This is a genomic window from Bacillus sp. SD075, assembly GCF_017355165.1.
In the GTDB taxonomy this organism is placed as follows: domain Bacteria; phylum Bacillota; class Bacilli; order Bacillales; family DSM-1321; genus Peribacillus.
Map to the genome: position 1 here is coordinate 1 of NZ_JADILK010000050.1, position 16,079 is coordinate 16,079.

Here is a 16,079-nt window from a genome sequence, read left to right on the forward strand (position 1 = left end):
AAAAGATCAGCCATCCGGCTGGTCTTTTTTATTTATAAGTTATCAGTTTCAGGGAGAATTAACGCAAATTAGACCTGAAATGAAATAATTAAGCTCGCGGAATTCCGACCTGAAGTGAATTAAATCGACGTGCAGCTTAATTAATTCGAACTAAGTCCTCTCGAATTCTTATATAATCGGCCTCACTTGAAGTGAAATAATCCATGAAAGCAATTCACGAATATATACCGATCATGGAGCAGAAGTTAATGTCATGAATCCGACTAAAGTAATTAATAGGAGAAAGGGAAGGTATTAAAGGGGATATATAATTTATGAATGTAAGTGCCTTTACGGAAGTCATGCTCTGAGGAATTACGGAATTTCTATTAAGATGTAATCGGTTTTATTGAAATTCTTGTTTTTACTTGTTCTTTTCATTATACTATGAAGAATTTATTGATGATTCTAATGCAAGCTGGATGCTAAAGAAGAAGACAGACAAAATAAAATTATTATAGAAGGGATCGTTATTGTGAGTAAAAAGAGTAAGGAAAAGTTTGAAGTTATCGAAGGCGAGTCAATCGATGCATGTTTAGATCGAATTAAAGCGGCAGGATACTTTCCTGTAAGGCGAACGGAAGAGCCTATCTTTGCCGAGAGAATCGAGAATGGTAAAGTCCATTATGTGCCAATTGATCGGAAAATTGTATTCGAAGCAAAATTAATTGAGTAAAACACGAACGATTAATTAATATCCTGTAAAAATATTCGATTTTAACTTGACAATAAAATGGCCGGAAGGTAAGATGAAGTTACATTAATACATCTCATATAATCATGGGGATATGGCCCAAAAGTTTCTACCTGATGACCGTAAATCATCGGACTATGAGAAAAGCATCTGACTATTTTGGAAACTAGCTAAGTCTTTTTGTATTTTTTCAAAAGGGCTTTATTTTCCGGACAGGTTGCTTTCTCGATGAGGAAGCAACCTGTCCGGTTTTTTAATTTACATGTGATAGATAATGATAAGCGTCCGTCTGCATACTCGGGACGCCATAATATGAGTGTTGGAGGGAAAGATTATATGAAACCGCAAGTTGGGGTTATTATGGGAAGTGTCTCGGATTGGGAAACGATGAAATACGCTTGTGAGTCATTGGAACAGCTTGAGATTCCCTATGAAAAAAGAGTCGTTTCCGCCCACCGGACGCCGGATTTACTATTTGAATATGCAGAGAGTGCAAAAGAGAGAGATATTAAAGTGATTATTGCCGGAGCAGGCGGGGCTGCACATCTTCCAGGCATGACGGCCGCTAAAACGATTGTCCCGGTGATAGGGGTACCAATACAGTCCAAGGCATTAAATGGGATGGATTCATTATTATCGATTGTTCAAATGCCTGGTGGCGTACCGGTTGCAACGGTTGCGATCGGAAAGGCGGGCGCAGTCAATGCCGGTTTATTTGCGGCTCAAATATTAGCAGCTTTCGATTCTGCCATTGCTGATAGGTTAGAGGCTTTGCGAGACGAAACCAGAGAAAAGGTGTTACAGAGCAGTGAACAACTTAAATAATACAATCATTTTACCGGGACAGACCATTGGAATCATCGGCGGTGGGCAATTGGGCAGGATGATGGCATTATCGGCTAAGGCATCGGGCTTTAAGATAGCGGTCCTTGAGCCGACTGCAGAAGGTCCATGTGCTCAAGTGGCGGATATAGAAATCACTGGTGCTTATGATGATATCGAAGCATTGAAAAGATTAGCCGAGGTCAGTGACGTCATAACATACGAGTTCGAAAATATCAGTTCAGAAGCACTGGATTGGTTAAAGAAACATGCATTTCTTCCGCAGGGCTCAGAATTATTAAAACTGACACAGGATAGACTTACGGAAAAAAAAGCCATATCTGATGCAGGAGCTTCTGTTGCTTCATATCAAGAAATACAGGATATTTCAGAAATTTACCTTCATATAGAGAAATTGGGGTACCCTAGTGTGTTAAAAACTACGCGGGGCGGTTATGATGGAAAAGGGCAGTTAGTCATAAAGGAAGAAGCCGATATCAAAAAGGCTGAGTCCCTGCTCAAAACAGGTAAATGTGTGCTGGAAGCCTGGATTCCTTTCGTAAAAGAAATCTCCATTATCGTGACGCGCAAGGCAGATGGCGAGGTAAGTCATTTTCCGATTGCGGAAAACATTCATATTGAAAACATTCTTCATAAAAGTATTGTTCCCGCCCGCATTAGTCAACAAGCTGAACGGAATGCTATTAATGAAGCTTTGCAGCTTGCAGAGAAACTTGATTTGGTGGGGACATTGGCAGTAGAGATGTTTTTAACCGCTCAGGATGAGATCATCATTAATGAATTAGCGCCAAGACCTCATAACTCAGGCCATTATACAATGGAAGCATGTGAGACTTCACAGTTCGAACAGCATATAAGGGCCGTCTGTAATTGGCCACTCGGAAATACAGCGTTATTGAAGCCTGTGGTAATGATAAACATCCTTGGTGAGCATGTCAGACCTTTAATGGATGAAATTCCGAAGCTATCAGATTGGAAGGTTCACCTTTACGGTAAGAAAGAAGTCAAGCTTAAGCGGAAAATGGGTCATGTGAATATTTTACGTCCAACGATTGAAGAAGCTCTTTTGGAAAGTGATCGAAGCAAAATATGGAATCAACAGGTTGAAACGGAGGAAGTAAAATGATTGAACGTTATACCCGCCCAGAGATGGGAAACATTTGGACAGAAAAGAACCGCTTTAATGCGTGGTTGGAAGTTGAAATCTTAGCTTGTGAAGCATGGTCGGAACTAGGTGTCATTCCAAAAGAAGATGTGAAGCTCCTTCGTGAAAATGCCACATTCGATGTGGACCGTATCAATGAAATCGAAAAAGATACACGTCACGATGTTGTTGCTTTTACACGTGCGGTATCTGAAACGTTGGGCGAAGAAAGGAAATGGGTCCATTACGGACTGACTTCTACTGATGTGGTGGATACAGCACTTTCATATGTGATAAAGCAAGCAAATGATATCCTTGCCAAGGATTTAAATAACTTCGTGGAAATCCTGAAAAATAAAGCGAAAGAACATAAATACACGGTTCAAATGGGACGTACACATGGGGTTCATGCGGAACCGACCACTTTTGGTTTGAAATTGGCACTTTGGTATCAAGAAATGAAACGAAATGTCGAACGTTTTGAAGAGGCTAGAAAGAACATAGAGGTTGGGAAAATCTCTGGAGCTGTCGGAACCTACGCTAACATCGACCCATTCGTTGAAAAATTCGTTTGTGAAAAGCTGGGTCTTGAGGCAGCGCCTATTTCAACACAAACATTGCAGCGCGATCGCCATGCACATTATATGAGCACATTGGCATTAATTGCGACATCAATTGAAAAGTTCGCAGTGGAAATTCGCGGCTTGCAAAAAAGCGAAACTCGCGAAGTGGAAGAATTCTTTGCAAAAGGACAAAAGGGATCTTCGGCAATGCCTCATAAACGAAATCCAATCGGCTCAGAAAATATGACGGGTATGGCTCGTGTAATCCGCGGTTACATGATGACAGCATATGAGAATGTGCCATTATGGCATGAACGTGACATTTCTCATTCCTCTGCTGAGCGCATCATCTTGCCGGATGCAACGATCGCATTAAACTATATGCTGAACCGCTTCAGCAACATAATTAAGAACTTGACCGTTTATCCAGAAAATATGAAACGAAATATGGACCGTACGCTTGGATTGATTTTCTCACAACGTGTGCTGCTTTCCCTTATCGATAAAGGACTTGTCCGTGAAGAAGCTTATGATACGGTTCAGCCGAAAGCGATGGAAGCATGGGAGCTTCAGGTTCCATTCAGGAGCCTGATCGAAAAGGATGATAAAATCACAAGCTTGCTTACGAAAGAAGAACTTGATGATTGTTTCGATCCTACACATCACTTGAAAAATGTTGATGTAATCTTTGATCGTCTAGGTTTATAAAAGTGAAGGCGGCAAACATGACACCTCTATACGGTGATATGTTTGCCAAGCCTGATCAATGGCAGGAAGATTCATAATATTCACAATGTGGGGGTCTGGACAGATGGAAAAACGAGAATTGTTGTATGAAGGAAAAGCGAAACAGATTTTTGCAACGGACAACAGTGAAATAGTATGGGTGGAATACAAGGATTCGGCAACAGCGTTTAATGGTGAGAAGAAGTCAGTGATTACCGGAAAAGGTAAGTTGAATAATCAAATTACTAGCTTACTATTTTCAAAGCTTGCCCAGGAAAATATCCCTTCCCATTTTATTGAACAGCTTTCCGACAGGGAACAGTTAGTCAGGAAGGTATCGATCATTCCACTTGAAGTCGTTGTTAGAAATACGGCTGCGGGCAGTTTTTCTAAAAGGACCGGCATTGAAGAAGGACAGCCGCTCAAGAAAACGCTGATTGAGTTTTACTATAAAGATGACGAGCTCGGCGATCCTCTGTTAACGGAAGACCATATTGAAGAATTGGAACTTGCAAGCAAGGAAGATGTGGCCATTTTAAAAGAAAAGGCACAAGAAATAAATATTGTCTTAACTTCCTTCTTTAAAGAGTTGGACATTAAATTGATTGATTTTAAATTAGAGTTCGGTAAAACCCCGAATGGCGACATTCTGCTGGCAGATGAAATTTCACCTGATACCTGCCGACTATGGGATATGAACACGAATGAAAAGTTAGACAAAGATGTATTCCGCCGTGATTTAGGCAGTTTAACAGATGCTTACGAAAAAATTCTAGCAAAGTTGGAGGGCACTCAACATGTATAAGGTTAAGGTATATATCACACTACGCGAAAGTGTACTAGATCCACAGGGAGCAGCAGTGCAACAATCACTTCACAGCTTGACTTATAACGAGGTTAGTGATGTTCGAGTGGGGAAATACATTGAACTTACAATTAAGGATACGGATCGTGATTTAGATCAACTTGTGAAGGAAATGTGTGAAAAGCTATTGGCCAATACGGTAATTGAATCTTACCGTTATGATGTTGAGGAGGTTGTCACCCAATGAAATTTGCTGTCATAGTTTTCCCTGGTTCCAATTGTGATGTCGATATGTATCATGCGATAAAGGATGCACTGGGGGAAGAAGTGGAGTATGTTTGGCATTCCACAGACAATCTAGATCAGTATGATGGGATTCTCCTTCCAGGAGGTTTCTCTTATGGAGACTATTTACGCTCTGGGGCAATTGCACGATTTTCGAATGTAATGGCCGAAGTCGTAAAAGCTGCACAAGCAGGTAAGCCTGTCTTGGGTGTCTGCAATGGTTTTCAGATTTTACTCGAAGCAGGACTTTTACCTGGAGCTATGCGCCGTAATGAAGGCTTGAAATTCATTTGCCGCAATGTAGGATTGAAGGTTGAAAATAATCAATCGATGTTCACGACAGGATATGAATTAAATGAAACAATTACGATCCCTGTTGCACATGGTGAAGGGAATTACTACTGTGATAATGATACATTGGCTGAATTAAGACGAAATAACCGCATCTTATTCACGTATGATGGTGAAAATCCAAACGGAAGTTTGGAACAAATAGCTGGAATTACAAATGAACAAGGAAATGTCCTCGGAATGATGCCTCATCCCGAACGTGCTGTGGATTCACTGCTTGGCAGTAAAGACGGCTTAAAGATTTTTCAATCCATCGTAAAAAACTGGAGGGAATCACATGTTATTACAGCTTGAACCAAGTCCGGAAAAAATTAAATCGGATCGATTATACGCAACTATGGGACTATCCGATGATGAATTTGCAATGGTGGAGAAAATCTTAGGCAGACTGCCGAATTATACGGAAACTGGATTGTTTTCGGTTATGTGGTCAGAGCATTGTTCCTACAAAAATTCAAAACCCATCTTAAGGAAGTTCCCGATTACAGGGGATAAAGTGCTACAAGGTCCTGGCGAAGGAGCAGGTATCGTCGATATCGGGGACGATCAGGCTGTCGTTTTTAAAATAGAAAGTCATAACCACCCATCGGCAATTGAACCTTATCAAGGTGCTGCTACTGGTGTCGGCGGTATTATCCGTGATGTTTTCTCCATGGGTGCCCGTCCGATTGCGATGTTGAACTCGCTTCGCTTCGGTGAGTTAGACAATGATCGCGTGAAATATTTATTTAAAGAAGTTGTTGCAGGGATTGCGGGATACGGGAATTGTATCGGAATTCCAACTGTCGGCGGAGAAATTCAATTTGATCCATCGTATGAAGGAAATCCACTGGTCAATGCAATGTGTGTCGGTTTGATTGATCATAAGGACATTAAAAAAGGCCAAGCGCATGGAGTGGGCAACACAGTGATGTATGTGGGTGCCAAAACTGGACGCGATGGTATTCATGGAGCAACATTTGCATCTGAAGAGCTATCAGAGTCTTCAGAAGAAAAACGCCCTGCCGTACAAGTAGGCGATCCGTTCATGGAGAAACTGCTTTTGGAAGCATGCCTTGAATTGATTCAAAATGATGCCCTTGTTGGTATTCAGGATATGGGAGCAGCTGGTCTTACAAGTTCATCTGCCGAAATGGCGAGCAAAGCTGGCTCAGGAATAAAAATGAACCTTGATTTGGTACCGCAGCGTGAAACGGGAATGACGGCATATGAAATGATGCTTTCTGAATCACAAGAGCGGATGCTGATCGTTGTAACTAAAGGACGCGAACAGGAAATAGTTGACTTGTTTACGAAATATGACTTAGAAGCGGTTGCTGTTGGAGAAGTAACGGATGATAAAAATCTAACACTTTCCCATCAAGGTGAAATCGTTGCTGAGGTTCCGGTGGATGCATTGGCTGAAGAAGCTCCGATTTATCACAAGCCATCTGCAGAACCGCAATATTTCCGTGACTTCCAAAGCATGGCTGCAGAAGTTCCAGTCATTGGAGATTATAAAGAAACATTGGTGTCACTATTGAAGCAACCGACAATTTCGAGTAAGGAGTGGGTCTACGACCAATATGATTACATGGTCCGCACGAATACAGTCGTCTCACCTGGATCGGATGCTGCGGTAGTGCGTGTACGTGGTACAAATAAGGCCCTTGCCATGACGACGGATTGCAACTCCCGCTTTATTTATTTAGATCCTGAAACAGGTGGGAAAATCGCAGTGGCTGAAGCTGCCCGTAACATCATTTGCTCGGGTGCGGAACCTTTAGCGATTACGGATTGCTTGAATTTTGGGAATCCAGAAAAGCCTGAAATATTTTGGCAATTGGAAAAAGCGGCAGACGGTATGAGTGAAGCTTGCAGAAGCTTAAGCACTCCTGTAATTGGCGGAAATGTCTCCCTTTACAATGAAACAAATGGTGAAGCGATTTATCCGACACCTGTAGTTGGGATGGTTGGTCTTGTCAGTGACCTTCAGCACATCACTACACAAACATTTAAAAATGAATCCGATTTGATTTATGTGGTCGGTGAAGCGAAAGCTGAATTTGGTGGAAGTGAATTACAGAAAATGCTTGAGGGTAAAATCTTTGGACGTGCTCCAGAACTTGATTTGGCCGTTGAACAAAAACGTCAACAGCAAATTCTAACTGCAATTCAAAATGGTCTTGTTGCATCGGCACATGATCTTTCGGAAGGCGGTTTGGCAGTGGCTTTAGCTGAAGCTTTATTCGGGGCTAGCAAACTTGGGGCAAAAGTGAATATATCCGGCGAACCGGTATCCGAATTATTCAGTGAAACGCAATCAAGATTCTTACTGTCCATCAATCCTGAAAACCAAGCGGCATTTGAAGCACTTGTTGAAGATGCGATATGCATAGGCACAGTAACGGATGATAATAAATTAGTCGTGGAAACAATCAGTGATAGCAAAGTATTGGAAGCGGAAGTTGAAGATTTACAAACAGCTTGGAAGGGAGCCATACCATGCTTGCTGAAATAAGAAGCCTGAACGAAGAGTGTGGTGTTGTTGGAGTCTGGGGACATCCCGATTCAGCACAGCTTGCTTACTACGGTTTGCATAGCTTACAACATCGTGGTCAAGAGGGAGCAGGCATCGTCGTGACGGATGGTGAGCAGATGTCCATCTCCAAGGGCGAAGGTCTTGTCACAGAGATATTTACGGCCGAAAAAATGCAGGCACTTTCTGGAACCGGAAAAGCGGCAATTGGCCATGTCCGTTATACAACGGCAGGCGGCGGCGGGTATCAAAATGTTCAGCCTTTCTTGTTCAATTCACATACAGGAGGGCTGGCCCTTGCTCATAATGGGAATATCGTCAATGCCCATCAGTTAAAAGCACAGCTTGAAGGACAGGGAAGCATTTTTCAAACGACATCTGATACGGAAGTTCTGGCACATCTGATTAAACGTTCCGGCTACTCGGATGTCAGAGATTCAGTAAAGAATAGTTTAAGCATGTTGAAGGGAGCCTATGCCTTTGTCATCATGACGGAGAACCAAATGATCATGGCAAGAGATCCGCATGGCTTCCGTCCACTTTCCTTGGGGAAAATAGGAGATGCATATTTCGCTGCATCCGAAACATGTGCCCTTGATATTGTAGGTGCAGAATTCATCCGCGATATTGAGCCGGGGGAACTGGTAGTCATTAATGATGAGGGAATCACATCCGAATACTTTTCGCTTTCCAGTCAACAGGCAATGTGCACGATGGAATACGTGTATTTTTCCCGTCCGGATAGTAACATTGATGGTATCAATGTTCATACGGCGCGAAAAAACCTTGGTAAGCAAATGGCACTGGAAACCAAAATTGAAGCCGATGTAGTTACAGGTGTACCTGATTCCAGCATTTCGGCAGCGATTGGCTATGCTGAAGCTGCAGGCATTCCCTATGAAATGGGCTTAATAAAAAATCGGTATGTTGGACGGACGTTCATTCAGCCATCACAAAGTCTGCGTGAACAAGGCGTGAAGATGAAACTATCACCTGTAAGAGGGGTAGTGGAAGGTAAGCGGGTCATAATGGTTGATGATTCAATCGTCCGTGGGACAACGAGCAGAAGGATTGTCCGCATGTTAAAAGATGCCGGAGCGAAAGAAGTGCATGTAGTAATCAGCTCACCACCGATCAAGAATCCATGTTTTTATGGCATAGACACGTCTAAAAAGGAAGAGCTGATTGCGAGCTCTAAATCGGTGGAGGAAATCAGGGAAATCATCGGTGCTGATTCCTTAACTTTTTTAAGTGTCGAAGGTATGGTCGAAGCAATTGGACGACCGTTTCCTGGAGAAACGCGGGGTTCATGCCTAGCTTGTTTCACCGGAAATTATCCGACTGAAATTTTTGAATACGAACGGGAAAAAACAAAATGTTAATCAAGTCGGAAATGATGATTGATTTTCGGAGGAGGATTTCAAATGGCTAATGCATATAAACAGGCTGGTGTGGATATTGAGGCTGGTTATGAAGCGGTAAATCGTATGAAAAAACATGTAAAGCGCACATTACGTCCAGAAGTAATGAATGGTCTGGGCGGTTTCGGCGGCATGTTTGATTTATCTTCCTTGAACCTTAAAGAACCTGTGCTCATTTCAGGTACGGATGGAGTGGGGACGAAACTTTTGTTGGCGTTCATGATGGATAAACACGATACAATTGGAGTGGATTGTGTAGCTATGTGCGTCAATGATGTTGTCGTTCAAGGTGCTGCACCTTTATACTTTTTAGATTATATTGCCTGTGGTAAAGCAGATCCTGAACGAATTGAAATGATCGTCAAAGGTATTGCAGATGGCTGTGAGCAGGCGGGCTGTGCTTTAATCGGCGGTGAAACGGCTGAAATGCCAGGCATGTACGAGACAGAAGAATATGATGTGGCAGGTTTTACCGTAGGCGCCGTTGAAAAATCACGTCTAATTACTGGTGAAGCGATCTCAGCAGGTGATGTCGTTATTGGACTCGCTTCAAGCGGCATCCATAGTAATGGGTATTCCCTTGTTCGTAAAATCCTTCTTGAAGACTCAGGTATGTCGCTTCATGACTTCGTACCGGAACTGGATTGCAAGTTGGGAGAGGAATTATTAAAACCGACAAAAATCTATGTGAAGTCCATTTTATCGATGTTGGAAAAATTTGATGTTAATGGTCTTGCCCATATCACTGGTGGTGGGTTCATCGAGAATATCCCGCGTATTCTTCCTGACGGATGCGGTGTTGAAATCGAGCTTGGAAGCTGGGAAATCCCAACAATATTCACATTCCTTGAAGAAAAAGGGAACCTTGTAAAAGAGGAAATGTTCAATATCTTCAATATGGGTATTGGAATGACAGCTGTCGTGAAAAAAGAAGTGGCATCAGATGTACTAGCCCACCTACGGTCTTGCGGTGAAAAAGCCTCAGTTATTGGAACGGTTGTGGATGGAAATGGAGTGTCGTTCAAATAATGAAACGCCTTGCTGTCTTTGCATCAGGTAACGGTAGTAATTTTCAATCAATTGCTGAAGCAATAAAAAGTGGAAAGTTGGAGGCGGAAATCTGTCTGGTCGTTTGCGATCGTGAAGACGCATATGTGCTTGAGAGAGCTAAGCTTGAGAATATTGATTCTTTTTCCTTTTCAGCGATGAATTACTCTAACAAGACGGAGTATGAATTGGAAATCCTGGAAAAACTTCGCCATTATGAGATAGAATTTATCATTCTGGCAGGTTATATGCGTTTGATCGGTCCGATATTATTACAAGAGTATTCACAGAGGATTGTGAACATCCACCCTTCACTCTTGCCTAGTTTTCCAGGAAAGGATGCAATTGGCCAGGCCTTTGACGCCGGAGTGAAGGAAACGGGAGTAACGGTTCATTATGTTGATGATGGAATGGACACAGGACCGGTCATCGCCCAAAAAGCAGTGCCAATTCTTGAGGGAGATACGAAAGACATCCTTCAAAAAAGAATTCAGGAAATGGAGCATGACTTATATCCGTCAGTTTTGCAGGAGCTATGCCACAAGAAACTTACTTAATGGAGGGACCAACATAACATGAAGAAACGTGCGTTAATTAGTGTATCGGATAAAACAGGTATCGTAGAATTTGCTCAAGGTTTAATTGAAGCAGGTTTTGAAATTATTTCTACAGGCGGTACCAAAAAATCGCTGCAGGATAATGGTATTGAGGTAATTGGAATCAGTGACGTCACCGGTTTTCCGGAAATATTGGATGGACGTGTTAAAACACTTCACCCGAATGTCCATGGAGCAGTGTTGGCAAAACATGATGACAAAGATCACGCAGCACAGCTTGCAGAGCATAATATTGAACCCATTCAACTTGTCTGTGTAAACCTATATCCATTCCAAGCGACTATTTCCAAACCGGAAGTCACTGTGGAAGATGCTATCGAAAACATCGATATCGGTGGCCCGACAATGCTTCGTTCTTCTGCCAAAAACCACGAATATGTGACTGTTATCGTTGATTCCAATGATTATCCTGTCGTATTGGCTGAGCTTAAACAAAACGACGGGGTATCAAAAACCACGAATCGCCGCCTGGCTGCAAAAGTTTTCCGCCATACAGCAGCATATGATGCCGTTATATCAGAGTATATGACAGAGCTTGCCGATGAAGAAAATCCTGAATCATTGACTGTTACCTATGAATTGAAACAGTCGCTTCGTTATGGGGAAAATCCACATCAAAAAGCCGCATTCTATAAAAAACCGCTCGGTTCCGTTTTCTCAATTGCAGAAGCGAAGCAATTACATGGAAAAGAACTTTCATACAATAACATTAATGATGCAGATGCAGCACTTCAAATCGTTAAAGAATTCAATGAGCCGGCAGCTGTTGCAGTCAAACATATGAATCCTTGCGGCGTCGGTGTCGGTGAAACCATTCTGGAAGCATATGAAAAGGCTTATGAGGCAGATGCCACTTCCATATTCGGTGGGATCATCGCTTTGAACCGTGAAGTTGATAAGGCGACTGCTGAAAAGCTTCATGAAATTTTCCTTGAAATCATCATTGCTCCTGGGTTTACGCAAGAGGCAGTGGAAGTATTGACAAGCAAGAAAAACCTTCGATTATTAACGATATATTTCGATGCGGTTAAAAAGCCTGAACGTAAATTGACATCCATTGAAGGCGGATTACTTATTCAAGATCGGGATGCACATAGCTTAAAGGATGCAGAGGTAAAAGTGGCAACGAAACGTGAGCCTACCCCTGAAGAGTGGAAAGCCATGGAACTTGGCTGGAAAATCGTGAAACATGTCAAGTCGAATGCAATAGTGGTATGTAACGATCAAATGACATTAGGCGTTGGAGCAGGTCAAATGAACCGTGTGGGAGCTGCAAAAATTGCTCTGGAACAAGCTGGGGAAAGAGCGACAGGAAGTGCATTGGCATCAGATGCTTTCTTCCCTATGGATGATACTGTAGAAGCGGCTGCGAAAGCGGGCGTCACGGCAATCATTCAGCCTGGTGGATCTGTTAAAGATGAGGATTCAATCAAGAAAGCTGATGAATATGGGATTACGATGGTGTTTACAGGAATTCGTCACTTTAAACATTAATCAAAAATGAGGTGCGATAATGAATGTACTAGTAATTGGCCGGGGCGGCAGGGAGCATGCCATAGCCCGCAAACTATTTGAAAGTAAACGGGTTGGTACTGTTTTTGCCGCACCTGGAAATCCAGGAATGACCGATGTAGCAACTCTTGTTCCAATTAATGAAAACAATCACGGGGATTTGGTTGCCTTTGCCAAGAAGAATGCAGTTTCATTAACGGTGATCGGGCCCGAAACCCCGTTGTTAAACGGACTTGCCGATGATTTTACGGAGGCAGGATTAAAGGTATTTGGACCTAATGGCCGTGCTGCAGTCATCGAGGGAAGTAAATCCTTTGCTAAAGATTTAATGAAGAATTACAGCATTCCGACAGCAGAATATGAAACTTTTTCTGATTATGATTCAGCAAAGGCATATATTGAAAAAGTGGGTGCTCCTATCGTCATAAAAGCGGATGGTTTGGCTGCAGGAAAAGGTGTCGTAGTCGCTATGACGATGGAAGAGGCGTTAGACGCCATCCATGATATGCTAGTCGGAGCAAAGTTCGGGGAAGCATCTGCCAAAGTCGTCATTGAGGAATTTCTTGATGGCGAGGAATTTTCATTGATGGCCTTCGTTAATGGGGGAAAAGTGTATCCGATGGTCATCGCTCAAGACCATAAGCGGGTTTTTGATGGAGATCAGGGTCCGAACACAGGTGGTATGGGTGCATACTCACCGGTGCCGCAAATTTCCGATGAAATGATTCAGACTGCAGTCGAAACAATTCTTAAGCCGACGGTAAATGCGATGATTTCGGAAAATCGCCGTTTTACAGGAATATTATATGCCGGTTTGATCGCTACTGAAAAAGGCACAAAAGTCATTGAGTTCAATGCCCGTTTTGGCGATCCGGAAACGCAAGTTGTTTTACCACGCCTAAAAACAGATTTCGTAGATACGCTAGAAGCGGTTCTTTCTGGAGAGGATTTACAACTTGAATGGCATGAAGAAGCCGTTCTTGGAGTGGTAGTCGCAGCTGATGGATATCCAGGGGAATATAAAAAGGGATCTATCATTAAAGGCTTGGAAAAGATTGATCCTGATGCCCATGTTTATCATGCTGGAACGGCTCTCAATAGTGAGGGGAATTTCATCTCGAATGGCGGACGTGTGCTTCTGGTTGCTGCAAAAGGGAAAGATTTGGCCTCTGCCCAAGCTGAAGTATATAAAGAGTTGGGGCATATTGAGAAAGACGGCTTATTCTGGCGAACGGATATTGGCCATCGTGCAATAAAATACAATTTTTCATCATAATATAAAGAAGCTGACTCTAAGCGGAGTCAGCTTCTTCTTTAGAAAAAACTTAATATGAATCAGGTTGACCGGATTCTTTTTCCTGTTTTGATTCGTTTTTCATAAAGCTTTGTCCGTTTTCCATTGCATCGACGACAGGACAATAGCGGAGAATTCCTTCGCCTATTTTCATGGCGGAAAGCATGACCACGAATAGATAAGATTGGTTTTTCCATGGTTTTTTAACCATTTTAGCCATTGCCCATGTTAAAAGTGTTAAACCACAGGTAATACGCATTAACGCATTTATTATACTGATATTTTGTTTGAAATTCATTTAAAGTCCATCCCTTCACAAAAATTTAACAATATTCTGGATAACATTACTGTTCTAATGAGGCAAGTATGTTACTATGAAATAAAATTGGGTTGAAAATGGTTTTTTTCATTACAACTGTTTCTAAAAAACTATGGGGGAATGTTTAATGCTTGAACAGCGCTATAGATGGAAAAATAAGCATCTAAGAGAACATATAGATGTGCTGGATGGCAATAGGGCACCACACATTCTGCTTAAAAATACGACTTATTTAAATCAGGCTTTACGAAAATGGGTAAAAGCGAATATATGGATATATGATGACCGCATCGTATATGTTGGCGATAAGCTCCCTGATAATATAGACCGCTGTGAAATGGTAGACTGTACAAACCAGTACTTAGTCCCGGGTTATATTGAGCCGCATTCACACCCTTCTCAATTATATAATCCCCTTTCTTTTTCACGTTATGCATCTCATTTTGGCACAACAACATTGATCAATGATAACTTGCCGTTTCTATTGCAGTTGGATAAAAAGAAAGCGTTTTCTCTTTTGAAAGAATTACGTAACATTCCTGTAACAATGTATTGGTGGAGCCGTTTTGACGGACAAACGGAATTGATTGATGAAGACATGGTCTTTTCCCATGGGGCCGTTAAATCATGGCTGGAGCATGATGCCGTATTACAGGGCGGTGAACTGACTGGATGGCCAAAGCTTCTTGATGGGGATGACATGATGTTGCATTGGATTCAGGAGGCCAAGCGAATGAGGAAGAAAATCGAAGGACACTTTCCAGGTGCGTCAGAGAAGACTTTAGCAAAAATGACCTTATTCGGCGCCGATTGTGATCATGAAGCAATGACAGGTGATGAAGTCATGTCGCGATTGCTGCAGGGCTATTATGTATCGTTAAGACATTCTTCGATCCGGCCCGATCTTCCAAAGATGATACAGGAAATCCATGAACTAGGAATCGATCATTATGACAAATTCTTTTATACGACAGATGGATCGCCGCCATCCTTTTATGAAGGTGGTTTCATAGACTGCTTGATTAAAATAGCGATAGAGCATGGTGTTCCGGTCATCGATGCATACAATATGGCAACTATCAACATTGCACGATATTATAACATTGAGTACCTTCATGGCAATATTGCCACTGGGAGGGTAGCGAACATTAACTTCCTGACCGATATAAAGGAACCTGCACCGGTTTCGGTAATGGCAAAAGGTAAATGGGTTAAAAGGGATGGTGAAATCATTCCGGATAAACAGGAAATCGAATGGAGTGATTTCGATTTTAAACCACTTGATCTTGATTGGGAACTCAGTTTAAAGGAAGATTTTGAATTTTCCATGCCGTTTGGGATTGAATTGGTCAATAATGTAATTACGAAACCGTACTCCCTTGCCAATGATGTCGGGTATGAAGAACTGAACTTTGAGCATGATGAATGCTTCTTCATGCTTATTGACCGGGAAGGGAAATGGCGCATCAATACGATATTAAAAGGGTTTGCGGATAAATTGTGTGGCTTTGCTGGCTCTTATACAAATACAGGTGATATCATACTAATCGGTAAAAGGAAAAAGGATATGCATTTGGCATTTAACCGGCTTAAGGAGATTGGCGGTGGAATCGTTTTAACGGAACATGGAAAGGTGATTCATGAACTTCCTCTGAAATTAAAGGGAGTCATGTCTACCAAGGAGGTTCCTGAACTGATTGAAGAGGAAAATGAATTGAAAACTTTGCTCCGTGAGAGGGGTTATCGCTTCGCCGATCCTGTGTACACCCTTTCATTCTTTTCGACAACCCATCTTCCATATATAAGGTTAACCCAGCGGGGAGTATATGATGTTATGAATAAAACTATACTCTTTCCCACTATAATGCGTTAAAATATAAGAGAAGAAATGGCTAATAAAT

General features: G+C 42.1%; 15 protein-coding genes and 1 riboswitch. Of the genes, 14 read left to right on the top strand and 1 reads right to left on the bottom strand.

Annotated elements, in window-relative coordinates:
• Window positions 1–514: 514 nt before the first annotated feature.
• From IOC57_RS21770 to purD, 13 genes are all read left to right on the top strand, one after another.
• On the top strand, window positions 515–715 hold the full coding sequence (locus IOC57_RS21770) for an NETI motif-containing protein (RefSeq protein ID WP_207440658.1): 201 nt from the start codon (window positions 515–517) through the stop codon (window positions 713–715).
• A 74-nt stretch (window positions 716–789) separates the two neighbouring features.
• Window positions 790–891, top strand: a riboswitch (purine riboswitch).
• Window positions 892–1,069: 178 nt separating this feature from the next.
• Entirely contained in the window at window positions 1,070–1,558 is a 489-nt protein-coding gene (gene purE, locus IOC57_RS21775) for a 5-(carboxyamino)imidazole ribonucleotide mutase (protein ID WP_207440684.1), read from the top strand.
• Entirely contained in the window at window positions 1,542–2,702 is a 1,161-nt protein-coding gene (gene purK, locus IOC57_RS21780; protein ID WP_207440659.1) for a 5-(carboxyamino)imidazole ribonucleotide synthase, read from the top strand. The genes purE and purK overlap by 17 nt, the downstream gene beginning before the upstream one ends.
• The gene (gene purB, locus IOC57_RS21785; protein ID WP_063235719.1) at window positions 2,699–3,991 is read left to right on the top strand and encodes an adenylosuccinate lyase; all 1,293 of its coding nucleotides are present in this window, start codon (window positions 2,699–2,701) and stop codon (window positions 3,989–3,991) included. Before purK ends, purB begins: the two co-directional genes overlap by 4 nt.
• A gap of 103 nt (window positions 3,992–4,094) precedes the next feature.
• The gene (purC, locus tag IOC57_RS21790; RefSeq protein ID WP_207440660.1) at window positions 4,095–4,814 is read left to right on the top strand and encodes a phosphoribosylaminoimidazolesuccinocarboxamide synthase; all 720 of its coding nucleotides are present in this window, start codon (window positions 4,095–4,097) and stop codon (window positions 4,812–4,814) included.
• Window positions 4,807–5,061, top strand: a complete 255-nt coding sequence (gene purS / locus IOC57_RS21795; protein ID WP_207440661.1) for a phosphoribosylformylglycinamidine synthase subunit PurS — start codon at window positions 4,807–4,809, stop codon at window positions 5,059–5,061. The genes purC and purS overlap by 8 nt, the downstream gene beginning before the upstream one ends.
• Window positions 5,058–5,744 carry a phosphoribosylformylglycinamidine synthase subunit PurQ gene (gene purQ / locus IOC57_RS21800; protein ID WP_207440662.1) on the top strand — a complete coding sequence of 229 codons (687 nt, stop codon included), beginning with the start codon at window positions 5,058–5,060 and terminating at the stop codon, window positions 5,742–5,744. The genes purS and purQ overlap by 4 nt, the downstream gene beginning before the upstream one ends.
• Window positions 5,728–7,950 carry a phosphoribosylformylglycinamidine synthase subunit PurL gene (gene purL / locus IOC57_RS21805; RefSeq protein WP_207440663.1) on the top strand — a complete coding sequence of 741 codons (2,223 nt, stop codon included), beginning with the start codon at window positions 5,728–5,730 and terminating at the stop codon, window positions 7,948–7,950. Before purQ ends, purL begins: the two co-directional genes overlap by 17 nt.
• On the top strand, window positions 7,935–9,350 hold the full coding sequence (purF, locus tag IOC57_RS21810; RefSeq protein WP_207440664.1) for an amidophosphoribosyltransferase: 1,416 nt from the start codon (window positions 7,935–7,937) through the stop codon (window positions 9,348–9,350). The genes purL and purF overlap by 16 nt, the downstream gene beginning before the upstream one ends.
• A gap of 42 nt (window positions 9,351–9,392) precedes the next feature.
• On the top strand, window positions 9,393–10,418 hold the full coding sequence (purM, locus tag IOC57_RS21815; protein ID WP_207440665.1) for a phosphoribosylformylglycinamidine cyclo-ligase: 1,026 nt from the start codon (window positions 9,393–9,395) through the stop codon (window positions 10,416–10,418).
• Window positions 10,418–10,993, top strand: coding sequence for a phosphoribosylglycinamide formyltransferase (gene purN, locus IOC57_RS21820; protein WP_207440666.1), 576 nt, complete (start codon window positions 10,418–10,420; stop codon window positions 10,991–10,993). The genes purM and purN overlap by 1 nt, the downstream gene beginning before the upstream one ends.
• 18 nt (window positions 10,994–11,011) lie before the next feature.
• Entirely contained in the window at window positions 11,012–12,547 is a 1,536-nt protein-coding gene (purH, locus tag IOC57_RS21825) for a bifunctional phosphoribosylaminoimidazolecarboxamide formyltransferase/IMP cyclohydrolase (protein WP_207440667.1), read from the top strand.
• 19 nt (window positions 12,548–12,566) lie between these two features.
• On the top strand, window positions 12,567–13,841 hold the full coding sequence (gene purD / locus IOC57_RS21830) for a phosphoribosylamine--glycine ligase (RefSeq protein ID WP_207440668.1): 1,275 nt from the start codon (window positions 12,567–12,569) through the stop codon (window positions 13,839–13,841).
• A gap of 49 nt (window positions 13,842–13,890) precedes the next feature.
• Here the strand turns inward: purD and IOC57_RS21835 are convergent, their stop codons facing one another.
• On the bottom strand, window positions 13,891–14,157 hold the full coding sequence (locus IOC57_RS21835) for a YgaP-like transmembrane domain (RefSeq protein ID WP_207440669.1): 267 nt from the start codon (window positions 14,155–14,157) through the stop codon (window positions 13,891–13,893).
• A gap of 148 nt (window positions 14,158–14,305) precedes the next feature.
• Here IOC57_RS21835 and IOC57_RS21840 point away from each other — a divergent pair, with 148 nt between their 5' ends.
• A complete protein-coding gene (locus IOC57_RS21840) occupies window positions 14,306–16,051 on the top strand; it encodes an adenine deaminase C-terminal domain-containing protein (RefSeq protein ID WP_207440670.1) in 1,746 nt (581 codons plus the stop codon).
• The last annotated feature ends 28 nt before the right edge of the window (window positions 16,052–16,079 follow it).

Excerpts from the sequence above, each read along its gene's own strand:
- purE (WP_207440684.1), top strand. The coding sequence starts at position 1,070 with ATGAAACCGCAAGTTGGGGTTATTATGGGAAGTGTCTCGGATTGGGAA.
- purB (WP_063235719.1), top strand. The coding sequence starts at position 2,699 with ATGATTGAACGTTATACCCGCCCAGAGATGGGAAACATTTGGACAGAA.
- purC (WP_207440660.1), top strand. The coding sequence starts at position 4,095 with ATGGAAAAACGAGAATTGTTGTATGAAGGAAAAGCGAAACAGATTTTT.
- purS (WP_207440661.1), top strand. The coding sequence starts at position 4,807 with ATGTATAAGGTTAAGGTATATATCACACTACGCGAAAGTGTACTAGAT.
- purQ (WP_207440662.1), top strand. The coding sequence starts at position 5,058 with ATGAAATTTGCTGTCATAGTTTTCCCTGGTTCCAATTGTGATGTCGAT.
- purL (WP_207440663.1), top strand. The coding sequence starts at position 5,728 with ATGTTATTACAGCTTGAACCAAGTCCGGAAAAAATTAAATCGGATCGA.
- purF (WP_207440664.1), top strand. The coding sequence starts at position 7,935 with ATGCTTGCTGAAATAAGAAGCCTGAACGAAGAGTGTGGTGTTGTTGGA.
- purM (WP_207440665.1), top strand. The coding sequence starts at position 9,393 with ATGGCTAATGCATATAAACAGGCTGGTGTGGATATTGAGGCTGGTTAT.
- purN (WP_207440666.1), top strand. The coding sequence starts at position 10,418 with ATGAAACGCCTTGCTGTCTTTGCATCAGGTAACGGTAGTAATTTTCAA.
- purH (WP_207440667.1), top strand. The coding sequence starts at position 11,012 with ATGAAGAAACGTGCGTTAATTAGTGTATCGGATAAAACAGGTATCGTA.
- purD (WP_207440668.1), top strand. The coding sequence starts at position 12,567 with ATGAATGTACTAGTAATTGGCCGGGGCGGCAGGGAGCATGCCATAGCC.
- IOC57_RS21835 (WP_207440669.1), bottom strand. The coding sequence starts at position 14,157 with ATGAATTTCAAACAAAATATCAGTATAATAAATGCGTTAATGCGTATT.
- IOC57_RS21840 (WP_207440670.1), top strand. The coding sequence starts at position 14,306 with ATGCTTGAACAGCGCTATAGATGGAAAAATAAGCATCTAAGAGAACAT.